Genomic DNA, 18,037 nt, shown 5'->3' with positions numbered 1-18,037 from the left:
GACGATGGGCCAGTACCTCCCCATCGTCGTCCTCTTCGTCCTGGCCCTCCTCTTCGCGGTCATCAGCCGGGTGGCATCCGGCCTCATGGCCCCCCGCCGGCCCACCGCCGCCAAGGCGGCGCCGTACGAGTCCGGCATCGTCCCGTCGCGCGAGCCGCCCGCCCGGTTCCCGGTGCGCTTCTACTTCGTGGCCATGATCTTCATCGTCTTCGACATCGAGATCGTGTTCCTCTACCCCTACGCCGTGATCCACCAGGAGCTCGGGGCCTTCGGGCTGGTCGAGCTGGTGGCCTTCTCGGTCATCGTGTTCGCCACCTTCGTGTACCTCATCGGCAACCGCGGCCTCGACTGGGGCCCGATGCGACGGGAGCGTCGGTCCGCCGACGCCGGCGACCCGATCGTCTCCGCGGCGCGCACCACCGCGACCACGATCCGCAAGGTCGGCCTCGAAGGCCGGCCGACGCCACACGGGACGGAGGCCGCCTGATGGGCTGGGACGTCGACGAGGGCCTCGAGGGGCTCGACCACAACATCCTGACCGGCCGGGTCGAGGACCTCGTCCGCTGGGCCCGGCGCTCGTCGCTGATGCCGGCGACGTTCGGGCTGGCCTGCTGCGCCATCGAGATGATGGGCACCGGCGGCTCGCACTACGACATCGCCCGCTTCGGCATGGAGGTCTTCCGGGCCTCCCCCCGCCAGGCGGACCTCATGATCGTCGCCGGCCGGGTGTCGCAGAAGATGGCGCCGGTCCTGCGTCACGTCTACGACCAGATGATGGAGCCCAAGTGGGTCCTGTCGATGGGCGTGTGCGCCAGCTCGGGCGGGATGTTCAACAACTACGCCATCGTGCAGGGCGTCGACCAGGTCGTGCCCGTCGACGTCTACGCTCCGGGGTGCCCGCCGGGACCCGAGACCCTCATCCACGCCATCAACACCCTCCACGAGAAGATCGGCAGCGGCGAGATCCTGCGTCGTCGGGCCGAGACCGGCGGCGGGGCCGGGCTCACCGTCGACCAGCGCGACGGCCAGTCGGCGCCGGTCCTGCTCGGGAAGCCGTAGCCGTGCCCGAGACGGAAGCCGACACCCCCGAGGACGGCGCTGAGGCCAGCGTCGTCGAGCCCGCGCCCGAGGTCCACGGCCACCCGGTCACCGAGGCCCTGGGCGAGACCACCGTCCACGTGCCCCGCGGCGACCTCGTCGACCTCGTCCGCGCCCTGCGCGACGAGGGCTGGCTGATGTGCCTCGACGTCACCGCCGTGGACCACCTGGCCAACGCCAGCCCCCGAACCCTGCCCGAGGGCGTCGAGCCCGAGCGGTTCGAGGTCGTGGTCCTGCTCATCAACCACCGGGACCCGGCCCGGTTGCGCATCAAGGTCCAGGTGCCCGAGGACGATCCCACGGTCCCCACCCTCTTCGAGGTGCACCCCGGCACCGAGGCCCTCGAGCGCGAGGTCTTCGACATGTTCGGCATCAGCTTCGAGGGCCACCCCGACCTGACCCGCATCCTCATGCCCGAGGACTGGGAGGGGCACCCGCTCCGCAAGGACTACGCGGTGGGGCGGATCCCCGTGCAGTTCAAGGGCGACCCGGGACCGAGGTAGGAGGCCCCCATGACGGCGACCGAACACCCTCCGGCCCTCACCGACGAGGGCGCCCAGGAGATGGCCCCCCGCGACGTCGCGGGCGGGGTCGAGGTGCTGCGCGAGCTGGGTTCGGTCATGCGGATGTCCGAGGCCGAGGTCGCCGCCGCCGGCGAGGTCGACCCGGACGAGGACGCCGACGAGGCCACCACCACCATCTTGAACATGGGTCCCCAGCACCCGTCGACGCACGGCGTGCTGCGCCTCATGCTCGAGCTCGACGGCGAGACGGTGCTGCGCACCAAGCCGGTGATCGGCTACCTGCACACGGGGATGGAGAAGACGGGCGAGCAGCTCACCTACCTCCAGGGGCCCACCAACGTCACACGCATGGACTACGCCTCGCCCCTGTTCAACGAGCTGGCGTTCTCCCTCACCACCGAGAAGCTGCTCGGCGTCGAGGTCCCCGAGCGGGCGACCTGGATCCGCATGCTGCTGTGCGAGCTCAACCGCGTCAGCTCGCACCTGCTGTTCCTCGGCACCAACGGCATGGACCTGGGCGCCGTGTCGATGATGATCTACGGCTGGCGCGAGCGCGAGGAGACCCTGCGGGTCCTCGAGATGATCACCGGCCTCCGGATGAACCACAACTTCATCCGCCCCGGCGGCGTGGCCGCCGACCTCCCCTCCGGTTGGCGGGAGGCCGTGCAGGCCCTCATCGACACCATCCCCGGCCGCCTCGACGAGTACGAGGTCCTCCTCACCGACCAGCCGATCTACCGCGACCGCCTCCAGGGCGTCGGCATCATCACCACCGAGGAGGCCATCGCCCTCGGCGCCACCGGCCCGATCCTCCGCTCGACCGGCTACGCCTGGGACCTCCGCCGGGCCATGCCGTACCTCGCCTACGACCAGGTCGACTTCGACGTCGTGGTGGGCTCCTACGGCGACTGCTTCGACCGCTACGCCATCCGCCTGGCCGAGACCCGCGAGTCGCTCCGCATCATCGAGCAGATCCTCCACCAGATCCCCGACGGCGACTACCGGGTGCAGGACAAGAAGGTCACGCCCCCGCCCCGGGCCCGCATCGACGAGTCGATGGAGGCCCTCATCCACCACTTCAAGATCTTCACCGAGGGCTTCCGGGTCCCGGTGGGCGAGGCCTACGAGGCCGTCGAGAGCCCGCGCGGCGAGCTCGGCGTCTACATCGTCTCGGACGGGACGGCCACGCCGTACCGCATGCACGTGCGGGGCCCGTCGTTCGTCAACATCCAGACGCTGCCCCACATGATGCACAACGGCCTCATCGCCGACGGCGTGGCCGTCATCTCGAGCGTCGACCCCATCATGGGCGAGGTGGATCGGTGAGGGCGACGCCAGGCCTCCGGTGCACGTCGCAGGTTGCCTGGTCGGGGGGTCGGGCACCATCCGACCGTCCCGTCCGGTGCTCCACCCGTCCTCGGAGGGTCGGAAGGCATCTGACCCCGGTGCGCACGCCGGACCGGGCGTTTTCGCGGTCGTGCACCGTTGCTGGCAGGGTGGCGCCGTGGCGCGGCTGAACCCCTCCAACGTGGCGCTGGCGCGGGAGATCATCGGGCGCTACCCGCGCCCGAAGTCGGCGCTGATCCCGCTGCTGCACCTGGCCCAGGAGCAGGACGGCCACGTCGCCGAGGACGCCATGGAGCACCTGGCCGAGCTGGTCGGGGTGACCCCGGCCGAGGTCCTGGGGACCTGCTCGTTCTACGAGATGTTCAAGCGCGAGCCGGTCGGCCGCTACGTCATCAACGTGTGCACGAACATCTCCTGCCAGCTCATGGGCGGGGAGGAGCTCCTGCACCACGCCGAGGAGAGCCTCGGCATCCGGTCCGGCTCGACCACGCCCGACGGGATGTTCACCGTCGAGGACGTCGAGTGCATCGCTGCCTGCACCGAGGCCCCGTGCCTCCAGGTGAACTACCGCTACCGGCACCGCATCACCCACGAGCAGTTCGACCAGATGGTCGAGGACCTGCGCGCCGGCCGGCTCGACGACGAGGTGCCGCCCCATGGCACCGTCGCCCGCGTCCGCCAGCACATCCCGTCGGACAAGGCCGCCGGCCCCGGCTTCGTCGAGGGCGCCGAGGAGCCGGTCTGGATCACCTCCCGCCCCGCCCCCGCCAAGGAAGGGGCGAAGGGCTGATGGCGGTCACCGACGCTCCCAAGATCATCACGGCGCGCTTCGAGCACGACGACTCCCACACCATCGACCGCGCCCTCGCCACCGGCGGGTACGAGGGGCTCCGGGCGGCCCTGGCCAAGCGGCCCGACGAGGTGGCCGAGGAGGTCAAGACGGCCAGCCTCCTCGGGCGGGGCGGCGCCGGGTTCCCGGCCGGCGTGAAGTGGGGCTTCTGCCCTCCCGGCGTCTGGCCGCGCTACCTCGTCGTCAACGGCGACGAGTCCGAGCCCGGCACCTACAAGGACCGCCTCCTCATGGAGCGCGACCCGCACCAGCTGATCGAGGGCGTGCTCATCGCCTGCTACGCCATCGGCTGCGCCCAGGCGTTCCTCTACGTGCGGGGCGAGATGGCCCTGGCCCAGGAGCGCATCGCCGAGGCGCTCAACGAGGCCTACGCCAAGGGCTTCGTCGGCAAGGGCATCCTCGGCACCGACTTCTCGGTCGACATCGTCCTGCACTGGGGCGCCGGCGCCTACATCGTCGGCGAGGAGACCGCCCTCATCGAGTCGCTCGAGGGCAACCGGGGCATGCCCCGCCTCAAGCCGCCGTTCTTCCCGGCCGCCAAGGGCCTGTACCTCCAGCCGACGGTGGTCAACAACGTCGAGACCCTGGCCAACCTGCCGTGGATCCTGCGCGAGGGCGGCGCCGCCTTCGCCGACCTGGGCGCCGAGGCCAGCCGGGGCACGCGCATGTTCGCGGTGTCGGGCCACGTCCGGAACCCGGGCGTGTACGAGGTCGAGTTCGGCGTCACCACCTTCCGGGACCTGATCTACGCCCCCGTGTACGGCGGCGGCATCCGCGACGGGAACGCCCTCAAGGCGTTCATCCCCGGCGGCGCCTCGGCCCCGTGGTTCTACGACGAGCACCTCGACCTCCCCCTCGAGAAGGGCGCCGTCGACAAGGCCGGCTCGATGCTCGGCTCCGGCGCCGTGGTCGTCATGGACGACACCACCGACGTGGTCAAGGCGGCCCTGCGCGTCGTGCGCTTCTTCGCCCGGGAGTCGTGCGGCAAGTGCACCCCATGCCGCGAGGGCACCAGCTGGTTGGAGAAGATCCTCGAGCGCATCCTCGACGGCCACGGCCGCCGCAGCGACCTCGACCTCCTGCTCGACGTCTGCGACAACATCAGCCCCGGCATCGCCTGGCCGCCGAAGCAGACCACCATCTGCCCGCTCGGCCCGTCGGCGGTGTCGCCCATCGCCTCGGCCGTCAGCCGCTTCCGCGACGAGTTCGAGGCCTGCCTCGGTGGCGGGGAGATCCCCGTCACCGTCCCCATGGCCGGTGGCGCCTACGGGCCCAGGCCGACGGGCGACCCGGCGGAGGTCCCCGCATGACCGACACGCGCACCGAGACCGTCACCGTCACGGTCGACGGCCACGAGGTGGCGGCCGACAAGGGCGAGCTGGTCATCGACGCCGCCGAGCGGGCCGGCGTCTACATCCCCCGGTTCTGCTACCACCCGCGCATGAAGCCGGTCGGCATGTGCCGGCAGTGCCTGGTCGAGATCGACACCGGCCGGGGCCCCGCCCTCCAGCCCTCGTGCATGATCGAGTGCTCCGACGGCATGACCGTCGAGACCGGCACGCCCGTCACCATCAAGGCCCAGACCGGCGTCCTCGAGTTCCTCCTCATCAACCACCCCCTCGACTGCCCGGTCTGCGACAAGGGCGGCGAGTGCCCGCTCCAGGACCAGGCCATGAGCCACGGCCCCGGCGAGTCCCGGATGGTCGAGGAGAAGCGGCACTTCGAGAAGCCCATCCCGGTCAGCGACCTGGTGCTGCTCGACCGCGAGCGCTGCATCCTCTGCGACCGGTGCACCCGGTTCGCCGACGAGGTGGCGGGCGAGCCGCTCATCCACTTCATCGACCGCGGCAACCAGACCCAGGTCAACACCTTCCCCGACCACCCCTTCGCGTCGTACTACAGCGGCAACACGGTGCAGATCTGCCCGGTCGGCGCCCTGACGTCGAGCTCGTACCGGTTCAAGGCCCGCCCGTGGGACCTGGTCCAGGTGGAGTCGACCTGCCAGGGCTGCGCCATGGGCTGTCGCACCTCGGTCGACACCTCCCGCAACCGGGTGCTCCGCCAGAACGGCGTCGACGTCGACCCCGTCAACTGGGGCTGGCTGTGCGACAAGGGGCGCTTCGGCTTCGAGGCCATCGAGTCCGACGAGCGCCTGGGCGCCCCGCTCGTGCGCGCCGGCGACGACCTGGTCGAGACGACCTGGTCCGACGCCGTCCGCTTCGCCGCCGACGCCATCAAGGACGCCAAGAGGGCCGGGGGCGCCGGCGCCGTCGCCGTGCTCGGCGGGGCCCGCCTCACCAACGAGGACGCCTACGCGTGGGCCAAGCTGGCCAAGGGCGTGATCGGCACCGACCACGTCGACGCCCAGATGGGCGACGGGCTCCCCGCCGAGGTCGTCCTCGGCCTGCCCCGCGCCACCATCGACGGGCTGTGCGCCCCGGGCGGCACGATCCTCTGGATCGGCGCCGACCCCCGCGAGGAGCTGGCCGTCCTCTACCTGCGGCTCCGCCACGCCGTGCTCGAGGACGGCGTGCGGCTCGTCGCCGTGACCCCGACCGCCACGGCCCTCGACGGTCTGGCCACGGCCGCGTTCCACCCCGCCCCCGGCGACCTCCCCGCCCTCGTCGCCGCCCTGCTCGACGGGGGCGAGGCGCCCGACGGCACCGACGCCACCGCCCTCGCCGCCGCCCGCGAGCTCCTCGACGGCGAGATCACCGTGGCCCTGGGGCGCGGCTCGGTGGCCGAGTCCGCCGGCTACACCGTCGATGCCGCCGCCGTGCTGGCCCGCACCCGCCCCGAGGCCAAGGTCCTCCCGCTGCTGCGCCGGGCCAACGTCAACGGCGCCCTCGACATGGGCCTGGCGCCCGGCCTCCTCCCGGGCCGCACCACCCTGGAGTCCGGCGCCGACCGCCTCGGCGTGGTGTGGCCGCGGGTCCCGAAGGCCCCCGGGCTCGACGCCACCGGCATCCTCACCGCCGCCGCCGAGGGCAAGGTCGACGTGCTCGTCCTGCTGGGCGCCGACCCGCTGGCGGACTTCCCCGACCGCGAGCTGGCCGCCGCCGCCCTGGCCGGGGCCCGCACCATCATCGCCGTCGACCTGTTCCTCACCGAGTCGTCGAGCCGGGCCGACGTCGTGCTCGCCGCCGCCGGGCCCAACGAGGTCACCGGCACCCACACCAACGTCGAGGGCCGCATCAGCGTCCTCGGCCAGGCCGTCACGCCTCCCGGAACCGCCCGCCCGGCGTGGATGCTCGCCGCCGAGGTGGCGATGCGCCTCGGTGCCGACCTGGGCCTCGAGTCGGTGGCCGACATCTGGGCCGAGATCGAGTCGGTGGCGCCCAGCCACGCCGGCATCACCGCCGAGGTGCTGGCCGCCACGGGTGACGGGGTCGTCGCCCCGATGGAGGCGGCCCCGCTGCAGACCACCGTCGTCGACGACGAGGGCGTCGCCCTGGGCGGCACCGACCTCGGTCCCGAGGGGGGCGCGGCCCAGCCCGAGGTCGACCAGGACGACGCCCCCGAGCCGAGCGGCGAGGGCGCGGCCCACGGCGACACCGGCTCCACCGGCCCCGAGGGGGCCGAGGCGGACGACGCCGAGCTCACCGAGTCCGACCACGAGGGCGGCGGCGACGCCGCCACCGTCGACGTGGTCGAGGGCCCCGACGACGAGCAGGACGAGGGTACGTCCTCGCCCTCGGTCCGCTTCGTGGCCCCCGAGCCGACGCCGGTCCCGCCGGTCGACTCCTACGCCCTGCGCCTCGTCGTCAGCCGCACCCTCTACGACGACGGCACCCTGACCCAGGCGGCCCCGGCCATCGCCGGCCTCGCCGGCGACGCCCCGCTGCGGGTGCACCCCACGGTGCTCGAGCGCCTCGGAGTCGAGGCCGGCAGCCGGGTCCGGGCCACCTCCCCCCGGGCCGCGGTCAGCCTCACCGTGGTGGCCGACCCCGGCGTCCCGCGGGGCGTCGCCGCCGTCGCCCTCCGCCGCTCGGGCGGGGCCGGCGATCTGGTCGACGTGGGCCAGCCCGTCACCGAGGTCCGGGTGGAGACGACGTCGTGATCAGCTCGATCCTCGCCTTCGACCCGCTGCTGGTCGACGACCTCACCGCCGGCGACATCCTCGTCGTCGTCGTGAAGGCCGTGCTGGCCCTCGTCCTGCTCCTCGTCTCCGTGCTGTTCATGGTCTGGTTCGAGCGCAAGGCCATCTCGGACCTCCAGAACCGGATCGGTCCCAACCGGGCCGGACCCTTCGGGCTGTTCCAGACCGTCGCCGACGGGCTCAAGTTCTTCATGAAGGAGGACTCGCTGCCCGACCGGGCCGACCGCCGGATCTTCATCCTGGCGCCGTACCTGACCGCGATCCCCGCCTTCCTCGTCTTCGCCGTGATCCCGATCGGTGGGGACTTCACCGACGGCAAGCGGGGCGAGATCACCGTCTTCGGCCACCAGACGCTGATGCAGCTCGCCGACCCGCCCGTCGGGGTGCTGTTCATCCTGGCCATGTCGAGCATCGCGGTCTACGGGATCATGCTCGCCGGCTGGTCGTCGGGCTCGAAGTACCCGCTGCTCGGCTCGGTGCGGGCCTCGGCCCAGATGGTGTCCTACGAGGCCGCCCTGGGGCTGTCGGTCGTCACCGTCGTCCTGGTGTCGGGCACCCTCAGCACCAACGGCATCGTCGACGCCCAGTCGAGCAGCTGGATCCCGTTCATCGACTGGAACATCGTCGTGACCGGCGTGGTGCCGTTCATCATCTTCCTCATCGCGGCCACGGCCGAGCTCAACCGCCCGCCGTTCGACCTGGTCGAGGCCGAGCAGGAGCTCGTCGGCGGGTTCAACACCGAGTACTCGGCGTTCCGCTTCGCCCTCTTCTTCCTGGCCGAGTTCATGAACACGGTCACCATGTCGGCGATCATCGTGACCCTCTTCCTCGGCGGCCCCAACGGCCCCGTCCCGATCGGCCCGGGCTGGCTCTGGGGGACGATCTGGTTCATGGTGAAGCTCTTCGGCTTCCTGTTCATGTTCGTGTGGTTCCGGGCCACGCTGCCCCGGGTCCGGTACGACCAGCTAATGATGCTGGGCTGGAAGGTCCTCATCCCGCTCGCCCTCGGCTGGTTCCTCCTCGTCACCGCCTTCCGGGTCGGCGACGACGAGGGCTGGAACCCGTTCGTCGTCGCCGCCGTCGGCGTCGTGGTCATGGCCGTCGGCTACGGCCTGCTGTCGGCCGCCCAGTGGGCCGCGCGCCGCAACCGCGAGCTCGAAGGAGAGGTGGGCATCTGATGGGCTACCTCGGCGGCTTCCTGGTCACCCTCAAGCAGATGGGCAAGCGGCAGCGCACCACCCGCGAGTACGTCAAGGATGAGGGCGGCAAGCGCGACAAGGCCGTGAGGATGCACGGTCGTCACGTCCTCAACCGGTACGAGGACGGGATGGAGAAGTGCATCGGGTGCGAGCTGTGCGCCGGCGTCTGCCCGGCCCGGTGCATCTACGTGCGCGGCGCCGACAACCCGCCCGACGACCCGGTCAGCCCCGGCGAGCGCTACGGGTTCGTCTACGAGATCAACTACCTCCGGTGCATCCACTGCGACCTCTGCGTGGAGGCGTGCCCCACCGAGGCCATCACCGAGTCGAAGCTGTTCGAGTTCTCCTTCACCAACCGCTCCGACGGCATCTACACCAAGGCCGAGCTGCTCGTCGACGACGACGGTCTGCCCCAGCAGCTGCCGTGGGAGGACTGGACCGACCTCGACGTGGTCGCCCCCCTGACCTCGGCCTGGATGCGCGCCACGTCGCCCTCCGGCGACGCCCGCTACGAGGGCAAGGTCGCCTGGTCGGGCGAGCTCGGTTTCGGCGTGCGGCCCCCCGACAGCGACCAGGGGGTCGACGACCCGACGATCCCGGCCCCTGACCGCCACGGCGACGATCACGCCGGGGGCCACCACTGATGGGCCGCACCGGGGTCAACCAGACCACCGTGCTGGGCGCCGTCATCGGCGTGCTGCTGGTCGCCATCGGTCTCGTCACCATCGGCGTCGAGCCCACCGTGTTCGGCGTCGCCGGGGCCATCGTCCTCGGCGGGGCGGTCGGTGTCGTCATCAGCAGCAACCCGGTGCACGCCGCCCTGTCGCTGGTCGCCACCCTCTTCGGGGTCGCGGTGCTCTTCGTGGCCCAGCAGGCCAACTTCCTCGCCGCCGTCCAGGTGATCGTCTACGCCGGCGCCATCGTCGTGCTGTTCCTGTTCGTCATCATGCTGCTCGGCGTCGACTCGTCCGATGACCTCGAGACCGACCCCCTCGTCGGCCAGCGCCCCGTCGCCCTCGTCCTGGGCGCCCTCCTGGCCCTCGGCCTGGTCGCGGTCGTCGTCACCAGCACCATCACCGGCGCCCCGGCGGCCTCGGCCCGCTGGGACCGGGGCGAGGACGACATCTCCCAGATCGGCCGGCTGCTCTTCTCCGAGCAGCTCTTCGCCTTCGAGATCACCTCGCTGCTGCTGGTCATCGCCGTCGTCGGCGCCGTCGTGCTGGCCCGCACGACCAAGGGCGCCCAGCTCGACGCCGACGAGCCCGTGGCCAGCCTCCCCGGCGACCCCGTCCTCGACGAGGAGCGCGACGACGAGGAGGCGACGCCGTGATGCTCGCCGCCAACGCCGTCTCGCCGGGCTGGTACCTGGCGCTGGCCGCCCTGCTGTTCGCCGTCGGTGCCGTCGGGGTGATGGTCCGCCGCAACCCGCTGGTGATGTTCATGTGCGTGGAGCTCATGCTCAACGCCGTCAACCTCACCTTCGTGACCTTCGCCCGCGACCTCGACGACGTGGGCGGGCAGGTCATCGTCTTCTTCGTCCTCGTCGTGGCGGCCGCCGAGGTCGTGGTCGGCCTCGGCATCATCGTCTCCATCCTCCGGCGCCGGCCCCTGGCCACCGCCGACGACGCCTCCCTGCTCAGGGGCTGACGCCACATGCTCGACCTGACCTGGCTCATCCCTGCCCTGCCCCTGGCCGGCTTCCTGGTGCTCGTCGCCCTGGGCCGCCGCCTGGGTGAGCCCCTGGCGGGCTGGCTCGCCACCGCCGCCGTCGGCGGGTCGTTCGTGGCCAGCGTCGTCGTCTTCCTCGGCCTCGTCGGCGAGCCCGAGGAGAGCCGGGCGTTCAGCCAGGTCCTCTTCGAGTGGGTGCCGGCCGGCGGGTTCACCGTCGACGTGGGCTTCCTGGCCGACCCCCTGTCGCTGACGATGTGCCTCTTCATCACGGGCATCGCCACGCTCATCCACCTCTACGCCATCGGCTACATGCACGGCGACCCCCGGTTCAGCAAGTTCTTCCTGTACCTGAACCTGTTCGTCTTCTCCATGCTGATGCTGGTGCTGGGCGACAACCTGCTCATCACCTTCCTGGGCTGGGAGGGCGTGGGCGCCTGCTCGTACTTCCTGATCTCGTTCTGGCACGAGTCCGACGCCAACGCCTCGGCCGGCAAGAAGGCCTTCGTCACCAACCGCATCGGTGACTGGGGCTACATGGTCGCCATGTTCCTCACGTTCACGGCGCTGGGGTCCATCACCTACGCCGACATCATCGAGGGCGCCGGCGGCCTGGCCACGAGCACCGCCACCGCCATCACCCTGCTGCTCCTCGTCGGCGCCACCGGCAAGTCGGCCCAGATCCCCCTGTTCGTGTGGCTGCCCGACGCCATGGCCGGTCCCACGCCCGTCTCGGCCCTCATCCACGCCGCCACCATGGTGACCTCCGGCGTGTACCTCCTGACCCGGATGAGCCCGGTGATCGCGGCGTCGTCGGACTGGGTCACCATGGTGATCGCCGTGGTCGGCGCCCTCACCGCCCTGGTGGCGGCCACCATCGCCGTGGGCCAGCACGACATCAAGAAGGTCCTGGCCTACTCCACCATCTCGCAGCTGGGGTACATGTTCCTGGCCATCGGGTCCGGCGCCTACGTGGCCGCCATCTTCCACATGGTCACCCACGCCTTCTTCAAGGCCCTGATGTTCCTCGGGTCCGGGTCGGTCATCCACGGGCTCGGAGACGAGCAGGACATGCGGCGCATGGGCGCCCTCCGCAAGCTCCTCCCGATCACGGCCATCACCTACCTGGTGGGCTGGCTGGCCATCGCCGGCGTGCCGCCGTTCTCGGGCTTCTGGTCGAAGGACGAGATCCTGCTGTTCGCCTGGGAGAAGAGCCCGGTCCTGTGGGCCATCGGCCTGGTGACGGCGCTGCTCACGGCCTTCTACATGAGCCGCCAGGTCTTCCTCACCTTCTTCGGCACGCCCCGCTGGGACCGCCCCCTCGTCGACGCCGCCCCCGAGCTGGCCCGCGAGCGCGGCCTCGTCCCCGCCGGTGCCGGCGACGACGGCGAGGTCGATGACGCCGACGGCGATGAGGCGGGCTCCCCGACGGTCCACAACGTCTACGAGAGCGGCCACCTGCCCCACGGCGTCGGGCCGAAGGACGAGATCCACCCCCACGAGTCGCCCTGGACGATGACGGCCCCCCTCGTCGTGCTCGCCGGGCTGGCGCTCGTGGGCGGCGCCATCCAGCTGCCGTTCACCGACTCGACCAAGCGCCTCGAGCACTGGCTGCTGCCGGTCGTCGAGGCGGGCGAGCACCACCTGACCTCGTCGACGGCGACGAAGTGGGCCCTGGCCGCGGTGGCCATCGTGGCCGGCATCGCCGGCATCGTCGGCGCCGCCGCCCTGTACCTCCGCCGCCGGTACGAGGACCAGCCGGCCACGCCGCCGATCCTGCTGCGGGGCTGGTACTACGACTCGTCCATCTCGACCTTCATGGGCGGGCCGGGGCGCAAGGCCTTCGACGCCGTCGCCTGGTTCGACCGCACGGTCGTCGACGGTGCCGTCAACGGCGTGGCCACGCTCGTGCGCGTCGGCGGCGGCGGGCTGCGCCGGACCCAGACCGGCTTCGTCCGGGCCTACGCCGGGTTCCTCACCGCCGGCGCCATCTTCGTCGTGTTCGTCATGATCCTCCGGGGGGCCCTCCTGTGAACGCCCTCCTGCTGGCTGCGTCCGAGGGCGGCCAAGCCGCCGCCGAGATCCCGCTCCTCAGCACCATCGTGGTGCTGCCCGCCGTCGGCGCCCTCCTCGTCGCCCTCGTGTCGAAGCGCCGGGCCGAGCTGTCCCGGGCCCTCGCCATCACCTTCTCGGTGCTGACCGGGGCCCTGACCATCGCCGTGCTGGTCACCTTCGAGACGGCCGACGCCGGCTTCCAGATGGTCGACAAGGCCACCTGGATCCGTGACCTCGACATCTCCTGGTACCTGGGCGTCGACGGGATCTCGCTGTTCCTGCTGGTGATGACCGGGGTGCTGTTCCCGATCGCCATCGTCGCGGCCCCCGCGCACCACGACGAGAAGCCGTTCCTGGCGTGGATCCTGCTCCTCGAGGCCGGCTGCCTCGGCGTCTTCCTGGCCCTCGACCTCTTCGTCTTCTTCGTGATGTTCGAGATCGTGCTGGTGCCGATGTACTTCCTCATCAGCGGGTGGGGCTACGCCGAGCGTCGCTACGCGGCGATGAAGTTCTTCCTGTACACGATGTTCGGCTCGGCCTTCATGCTGGTCGGCCTCATCGCCACCGCCGTCCTCCACGCCCAGGAGTCGGGGGGCGGGATCACCTTCGACCTCGTCCAGATCGCCCAGGACCAGTCGATCGCCACCAACAGCGCCCGCTGGCTGTTCCTGGCCTTCGCCGTGGCCTTCGCCATCAAGGTCCCCGTCTTCCCGCTGCACACGTGGCTGCCCGACGCCCACACCCAGGCCCCCACGGCCGGGTCGGTGATCCTGGCCGGCGTCATGCTGAAGCTCGGCACCTACGGGTTCCTGCGCTTCGGGCTCTTCCTCTTCCCGGAGGCGGCGGCCTGGTTCGCCCCGGTGATGATCACCCTGGGCACGGTCGGGGTCATCTACGGCGCCGTCGTGGCGACGATGCAGAAGGACCTCAAGCGGCTCGTCGCCTACTCCTCGGTGGCCCACCTGGGGTTCATCGTCCTCGGCACCTTCTCGCTCACCACCCAGGGCCTCGAGGGCTCGGTGCTGCAGATGGTCAACCACGGCATCTCGACCGGGGCCCTCTTCCTCCTGGTGGGGATGATCTCCGACCGCCGCCACACCCGGGAGATCGCCAAGCTGAAGGGCCTCCAGAAGGTGGCGCCCATCTTCGCCGGCGTGTTCACCGTGGTGGTGCTCTCGTCGATCGGGCTGCCCGGGCTCAACGGCTTCGTGGGCGAGTTCCTCATCCTCCTGGGCTCGTTCACGTCGGCCCGGTGGTGGTCGGTCGTGGCCGCCTCGGGCGTGATCCTCGCCGCCCTGTACCTGCTCTGGGCCTACCAGCGCACCTTCCACGGCGAGCCCGACGAGGACAACCGGGGCTTCGCCGAGATCACGCTGCGCGAGGGCCTGGTGATGGCCCCGCTGCTCGGGCTGATCGTCTTCCTCGGCGTCTACCCCAAGCCCGTCCTCGAGCGGATGGAGCCGTCGGTGAAGGCGCTCGTCGCCCACGTCGAGGAGCACAGCGACTTCACCGAGCCCGAGGTCAACCAGACCGGTCGCGAAGCCCGGAAGTCGACCTACGCCGAGGCCGAGGAGCACGAGTCCGACGAGGCCGGCCACGGCGCCGAGGAGGGGGAGGGGTGAGCGAGCGCAGCGAGCGAACCAGACAGCACAGTCGTTTCTCCGGCGGCGCCGCGAGCGCAGCGAGCGGAGCCGGCGGCGCTCATCGGTGCACCGCTGCGGCGAGCCGGCTGCATGTGGTCCACGGCCCGATGGTGCGCCGATGAACGCCCTGCTGCTGGCCCAGGCCGACGCCGCCACCGTCGACACGCCGCCGATCGCGTGGAGCGCGCTCTCGCCGTTCCTGGTGATGGTCGTCGGCGCCATCGTGCTGCTGATCATGGGCGGCCTCCTGCCCCGGCGGCAGGGAGTCGCGTGGGGCGCCCTCACCACCGTCGCCATCGCCCTCGGCACCATCGTGGCGGCCGTGCTGCTGTGGCGGGACCTGCCCGAGAGCGGCGATCGCAGCGTCGTGGCCGGCGCCTACGCCGTCGACGGGTTCTCGCTGTTCCTCATCGTGGTGATCGCCGTCGGCGTGATCATCGCCGCCCTCCTCACCGACGGCTACATGCGCCGGGAGGACCTCGACGGGCCCGAGGCCTACATCCTCTACGTGGTCTCCGCCGCGGGCGGGATCATCATGTGCTCGGCCGGCGACCTGATCGTCCTCTTCCTCGGCCTCGAGATCCTCTCCATCGCCGCCTACGTCCTCGCCGGGCTGCACCGCCGCCGGCTGCGCTCGGGCGAGGCCGCCCTCAAGTACTTCGTGCTGGGCGGCTTCTCGTCGGCCTTCTTCCTCTACGGCATCGCCCTGGTCTACGGGGCCACCGGGTCGACCAGCCTGGCCAAGATCGCCGACTTCCTCGCCGAGAACCGGCTCGAGGACGAGGGCCTGCTCCTCGCCGGCATCGGGCTGCTGGTGGTGGGCTTCGGGTTCAAGGTCGCCGCCGCCCCGTTCCACGCCTGGACCCCCGACGTGTACCAGGGCTCGCCGTCGCCGGTCGTGTCGTTCATGGCCACCTCGGTGAAGGCGGCCGGCTTCGCCGGGATGCTGCGGGTGCTGGTCGTCGCCTTCGAGACGCGGCTGCTCGACTGGCAGCCGATCGTCTACGGCCTGGCGGTGGCCAGCCTCGTCGTCGGCGCCGTCCTCGCCGTCGTCCAGACCGACGTCAAGCGGATGATGGCCTACTCGTCCATCAACCACGCCGGCTTCATGCTCATCGCGGTGGCGACCGGCAGCGTCGAGGGCGTCGCCGCCGTCCTCTTCTACCTGGCCTCGTACACGGTGATGGTCGGGGGCACCTTCGGGGTGATCACGGTCGTCGGGCGCCGGGGCGACGGGCGCCACTCGCTGGGCGACTACTCCGGTCTGGCCCGGCGCGAGCCGCTGCTCGCCCTCGCCCTGACGGTCTTCCTGCTGGCCCAGGCCGGGACCCCGCTGACCTCGGGCTTCCTGGCCAAGTTCTACGCCGTGCAGGCCGTGGTCGAGGCCGACTCGTTCTGGCTCGGCCTGGTGGCCATGCTCACCGCCGTCGTGTCCGCCTTCCTCTACCTGCGGATCGTGCTCTCGATGTACGCCGGGGCCACCGACGACGAGGCCGAGGTCGTGGCCGACGGCCCCGTCCGGCGCATCCAGGTCCCGGTCGCGGCCAAGCTCACCATCGGGCTGGCCCTCATCGCGACCATCGGCCTGGGCGTGGTGCCCGACCCCCTCACCCGCACCGCCCGAGACGCCACCCCGTCCCTCTTGGCCGAGGTCCCCGACGACGGGGCCGAGGCCGCCCCCACCGACGGCGGCTGACCCGCGGCTCGCGACGACGTCGGGCACGAACGCGTCCCGGTGCGTGAGCGTCGCGCTGGCGCGACCTGTCCGCGCCAGAGCTGCGAGCGAGCGGTTCCGGGGCGGTGGGGTCGCGTGGACGCGACCTGATCGCGCCAGAACGATCGGATGGCCTGTCGACGCGACGATCCGGGGCCGGAACCGGTTCCTGCCCGGGACGGTCGCGGTAGATCCCCGTCTGATCCGGCAGACCCCGCCGGCCGGAGCGAGGACGAGATCAGGCCGCCAGCTCGACCTCGACCCCCAGGGCATCGGCGATGGCAACGAGCACCGACGCCTTGTCCCTGACGATCTGGTCGTAGCCGAACTGCAGCACGCGCTTGCCGGCCAGCGTGAGCTGGTTCACCCGCCTGGTGTCGCGCTCGAGGTCGGCCCGGGACCGGTGGTGGGCGTACCCCAATGCCTCCACCACGACCGGAGTGCCGTCGAACGCCAGGTCGACCCGGCCGACGAACCTCCCCTGGCGGCGGACGCGCCGCTGCACGACCGGCCGGGGCAGCCCGGCTGCGAGGATCATCCCGACGAGCTCTCGCTCCAGCCAGCTCTCGGTCGGTCCCAGCGCGAGACGGGCCGCGATCGCCTCCTCGAAGGCGATGACCCCGTTGCGGCCCTGGATGCGCCGCCGCTCGAGCAGCCACAGCAGCCACCGCTCCGAGGCCAGGCCCCGCTCGCACGCATCGGCGACGGCCGCCGCCAGCTCGTCCTGGGTGACGTCCCCCGGCACCAGGGCGCCGAGCCCGAGGAGGCTGCGAGCCACGCTCACGGTCGGCACGCCACGGACCGTCGTCAGGTCGGCGAGGGGCAGGGACGTGGTCGTGTGCACGATCACGTCCCGGTCGAAGACGGTGGACGTCCGGCTCGATCGAAGGCGGGGCACCGTGATCTCGATCGGGGACGGCTGCGACCACAGGCCCCTCAGCCAGCACCCGGCTCGATGGGTGGCGACGCCACCGTGGTCGAGGCATGCGGCCAGCACCGCCTGCTCGTCGCTCGGCGGGCTGGCCCCCACGCTGAAGGTCCGTCCCCCGGCCGCGATCAGGAGACCTTCCTGGGTGCGCCTCCAGATCGACGAGCGGGACAGACCCGCCCTGAGCAGCTGGTCCCGGGTGACGAGGCCGATCTGGCGGGCGGCGTGGGTGGCGATGGTGCGTTCGATGTCGGGTTGCATCGCCCCATCATCCCGGCAGGGTGTGACATCCAGCCCACTGCCGTCCCGTGGCTTGCGGGGTCCTCCGCCGTTCTGGCGCGGTGTGGTCGCGCCCACGCGACCACGCCGCGCCAGAACCGCCGAGCGCGGGTTTCGGCGCGCTGAGATCGCGCCTGCGCGACCACACCGCGCCGAAACCAGTTCTGGCGGAGAACGGTCGCGGAGGCTCGCCGGGGCCCGCCACCGGGGTGGCCGCCCCCCTTTGGCCCATCGTGAAGGGGCTCACTAGATTCCCGGACGTGTCGGAATTCCTCCGCTCTTACCTCACCGTGTTCATCTTCGGATGCGTCGCGGTCGGGCTGGTGGGTGCGGTGCTCGGGCTGGGCTCGCTCCTGCGCCCCAAGCGGCCCCGGCCCGAGAAGCTCATCGCCTACGAGAGCGGCGTCGACCCCGTCGGCGAGGGCTGGACCCAGGCCGAGATCCGGTACTACATCTTCGCCCTCCTCTTCGTGATGTTCGACGTCGAAGCCGTCTTCATCTTCCCCTGGGCCACCCGGCTGGAGGCCTACGGCACCTTCGGCGTCGTCGAGATGTCGGTCTTCATCGGCGTGCTGGCCCTCGGCCTGCTCTACGCCTGGCGCAAGAAGGTCTTGAGATGGATCTGATCCACAC

Annotated in this window: 15 protein-coding genes and 1 pseudogene; 15 read left to right on the top strand and 1 reads right to left on the bottom strand. The window is 71.4% G+C overall.

Annotated elements, in window-relative coordinates; translation table 11 throughout:
* The first annotated feature begins 4 nt into the window (after positions 1 to 4).
* The 14 genes and pseudogenes from HC251_RS21960 to HC251_RS21895 all read left to right on the top strand — a co-directional run bounded on the left by HC251_RS21960 (position 5) and on the right by HC251_RS21895 (position 16,179).
* Positions 5 to 487: an NADH-quinone oxidoreductase subunit A gene (locus HC251_RS21960; RefSeq protein ID WP_219942754.1), complete on the top strand. Its 483-nt coding sequence runs from the start codon at positions 5 to 7 to the stop codon at positions 485 to 487.
* Positions 487 to 999 (top strand): annotated as a pseudogene (locus tag HC251_RS21955) (NADH-quinone oxidoreductase subunit B); the annotation flags it as partial. The gene HC251_RS21960 and the pseudogene HC251_RS21955, both read left to right, overlap by 1 nt.
* A gap of 62 nt (positions 1,000 to 1,061) precedes the next feature.
* Entirely contained in the window at positions 1,062 to 1,601 is a 540-nt protein-coding gene (locus tag HC251_RS21950) for an NADH-quinone oxidoreductase subunit C (protein ID WP_304608295.1), read from the top strand.
* A 117-nt stretch (positions 1,602 to 1,718) separates the two neighbouring features.
* Complete coding sequence (locus HC251_RS21945) at positions 1,719 to 2,948, top strand: NADH-quinone oxidoreductase subunit D (RefSeq protein WP_370651318.1); 1,230 nt, start codon at positions 1,719 to 1,721, stop codon at positions 2,946 to 2,948.
* A gap of 178 nt (positions 2,949 to 3,126) precedes the next feature.
* Positions 3,127 to 3,759: an NAD(P)H-dependent oxidoreductase subunit E gene (gene nuoE / locus HC251_RS21940; protein ID WP_219942750.1), complete on the top strand. Its 633-nt coding sequence runs from the start codon at positions 3,127 to 3,129 to the stop codon at positions 3,757 to 3,759.
* Positions 3,759 to 5,129 carry an NADH-quinone oxidoreductase subunit NuoF gene (gene nuoF / locus HC251_RS21935; protein WP_219942748.1) on the top strand — a complete coding sequence of 457 codons (1,371 nt, stop codon included), beginning with the start codon at positions 3,759 to 3,761 and terminating at the stop codon, positions 5,127 to 5,129. Before nuoE ends, nuoF begins: the two co-directional genes overlap by 1 nt.
* Positions 5,126 to 7,879, top strand: coding sequence for an NADH-quinone oxidoreductase subunit NuoG (gene nuoG, locus HC251_RS21930; RefSeq protein ID WP_219942746.1), 2,754 nt, complete (start codon positions 5,126 to 5,128; stop codon positions 7,877 to 7,879). The genes nuoF and nuoG overlap by 4 nt, the downstream gene beginning before the upstream one ends.
* Entirely contained in the window at positions 7,876 to 9,096 is a 1,221-nt protein-coding gene (gene nuoH / locus HC251_RS21925) for an NADH-quinone oxidoreductase subunit NuoH (RefSeq protein ID WP_255566520.1), read from the top strand. Before nuoG ends, nuoH begins: the two co-directional genes overlap by 4 nt.
* On the top strand, positions 9,096 to 9,761 hold the full coding sequence (nuoI, locus tag HC251_RS21920; protein ID WP_219942744.1) for an NADH-quinone oxidoreductase subunit NuoI: 666 nt from the start codon (positions 9,096 to 9,098) through the stop codon (positions 9,759 to 9,761). Before nuoH ends, nuoI begins: the two co-directional genes overlap by 1 nt.
* Positions 9,761 to 10,447 (top strand): NADH-quinone oxidoreductase subunit J, encoded by a 687-nt coding sequence (locus HC251_RS21915; RefSeq protein WP_219942743.1) that lies wholly within the window; start codon positions 9,761 to 9,763, stop codon positions 10,445 to 10,447. Before nuoI ends, HC251_RS21915 begins: the two co-directional genes overlap by 1 nt.
* Positions 10,447 to 10,764 (top strand): NADH-quinone oxidoreductase subunit NuoK, encoded by a 318-nt coding sequence (nuoK, locus tag HC251_RS21910; protein ID WP_219945773.1) that lies wholly within the window; start codon positions 10,447 to 10,449, stop codon positions 10,762 to 10,764. The genes HC251_RS21915 and nuoK overlap by 1 nt, the downstream gene beginning before the upstream one ends.
* Before the next feature lie 6 nt (positions 10,765 to 10,770).
* On the top strand, positions 10,771 to 12,819 hold the full coding sequence (nuoL, locus tag HC251_RS21905) for an NADH-quinone oxidoreductase subunit L (RefSeq protein WP_219942741.1): 2,049 nt from the start codon (positions 10,771 to 10,773) through the stop codon (positions 12,817 to 12,819).
* Positions 12,816 to 14,462: an NADH-quinone oxidoreductase subunit M gene (locus HC251_RS21900; RefSeq protein ID WP_255566519.1), complete on the top strand. Its 1,647-nt coding sequence runs from the start codon at positions 12,816 to 12,818 to the stop codon at positions 14,460 to 14,462. The genes nuoL and HC251_RS21900 overlap by 4 nt, the downstream gene beginning before the upstream one ends.
* A 139-nt stretch (positions 14,463 to 14,601) precedes the next feature.
* Positions 14,602 to 16,179 (top strand): NADH-quinone oxidoreductase subunit N, encoded by a 1,578-nt coding sequence (locus HC251_RS21895; RefSeq protein WP_219942738.1) that lies wholly within the window; start codon positions 14,602 to 14,604, stop codon positions 16,177 to 16,179.
* 256 nt (positions 16,180 to 16,435) lie between these two features.
* Here HC251_RS21895 and HC251_RS21890 read toward each other — a convergent pair whose 3' ends face one another.
* A complete protein-coding gene (locus HC251_RS21890; protein WP_219942737.1) occupies positions 16,436 to 17,386 on the bottom strand; it encodes a type IV toxin-antitoxin system AbiEi family antitoxin domain-containing protein in 951 nt (316 codons plus the stop codon).
* Positions 17,387 to 17,664: 278 nt separating this feature from the next.
* Between HC251_RS21890 and HC251_RS21885 the strand changes: the two genes are divergently transcribed.
* On the top strand, positions 17,665 to 18,030 hold the full coding sequence (locus HC251_RS21885) for an NADH-quinone oxidoreductase subunit A (protein WP_219942735.1): 366 nt from the start codon (positions 17,665 to 17,667) through the stop codon (positions 18,028 to 18,030).
* The last annotated feature ends 7 nt before the right edge of the window (positions 18,031 to 18,037 follow it).

Source organism: Iamia sp. SCSIO 61187 (genome assembly GCF_019443745.1).
Classification (GTDB): domain Bacteria; phylum Actinomycetota; class Acidimicrobiia; order Acidimicrobiales; family Iamiaceae; genus Iamia.
This window is presented reverse-complemented; position numbering and strand designations above follow the sequence as displayed.

Excerpts from the sequence above, each read along its gene's own strand:
- HC251_RS21960 (WP_219942754.1), top strand. The coding sequence starts at position 5 with ATGGGCCAGTACCTCCCCATCGTCGTCCTCTTCGTCCTGGCCCTCCTC.
- HC251_RS21945 (WP_370651318.1), top strand. The coding sequence starts at position 1,719 with ATGCGGATGTCCGAGGCCGAGGTCGCCGCCGCCGGCGAGGTCGACCCG.
- nuoF (WP_219942748.1), top strand. The coding sequence starts at position 3,759 with ATGGCGGTCACCGACGCTCCCAAGATCATCACGGCGCGCTTCGAGCAC.
- nuoG (WP_219942746.1), top strand. The coding sequence starts at position 5,126 with ATGACCGACACGCGCACCGAGACCGTCACCGTCACGGTCGACGGCCAC.
- nuoI (WP_219942744.1), top strand. The coding sequence starts at position 9,096 with ATGGGCTACCTCGGCGGCTTCCTGGTCACCCTCAAGCAGATGGGCAAG.
- HC251_RS21915 (WP_219942743.1), top strand. The coding sequence starts at position 9,761 with ATGGGCCGCACCGGGGTCAACCAGACCACCGTGCTGGGCGCCGTCATC.
- nuoK (WP_219945773.1), top strand. The coding sequence starts at position 10,447 with ATGCTCGCCGCCAACGCCGTCTCGCCGGGCTGGTACCTGGCGCTGGCC.
- nuoL (WP_219942741.1), top strand. The coding sequence starts at position 10,771 with ATGCTCGACCTGACCTGGCTCATCCCTGCCCTGCCCCTGGCCGGCTTC.
- HC251_RS21895 (WP_219942738.1), top strand. The coding sequence starts at position 14,602 with ATGAACGCCCTGCTGCTGGCCCAGGCCGACGCCGCCACCGTCGACACG.
- HC251_RS21890 (WP_219942737.1), bottom strand. The coding sequence starts at position 17,386 with ATGCAACCCGACATCGAACGCACCATCGCCACCCACGCCGCCCGCCAG.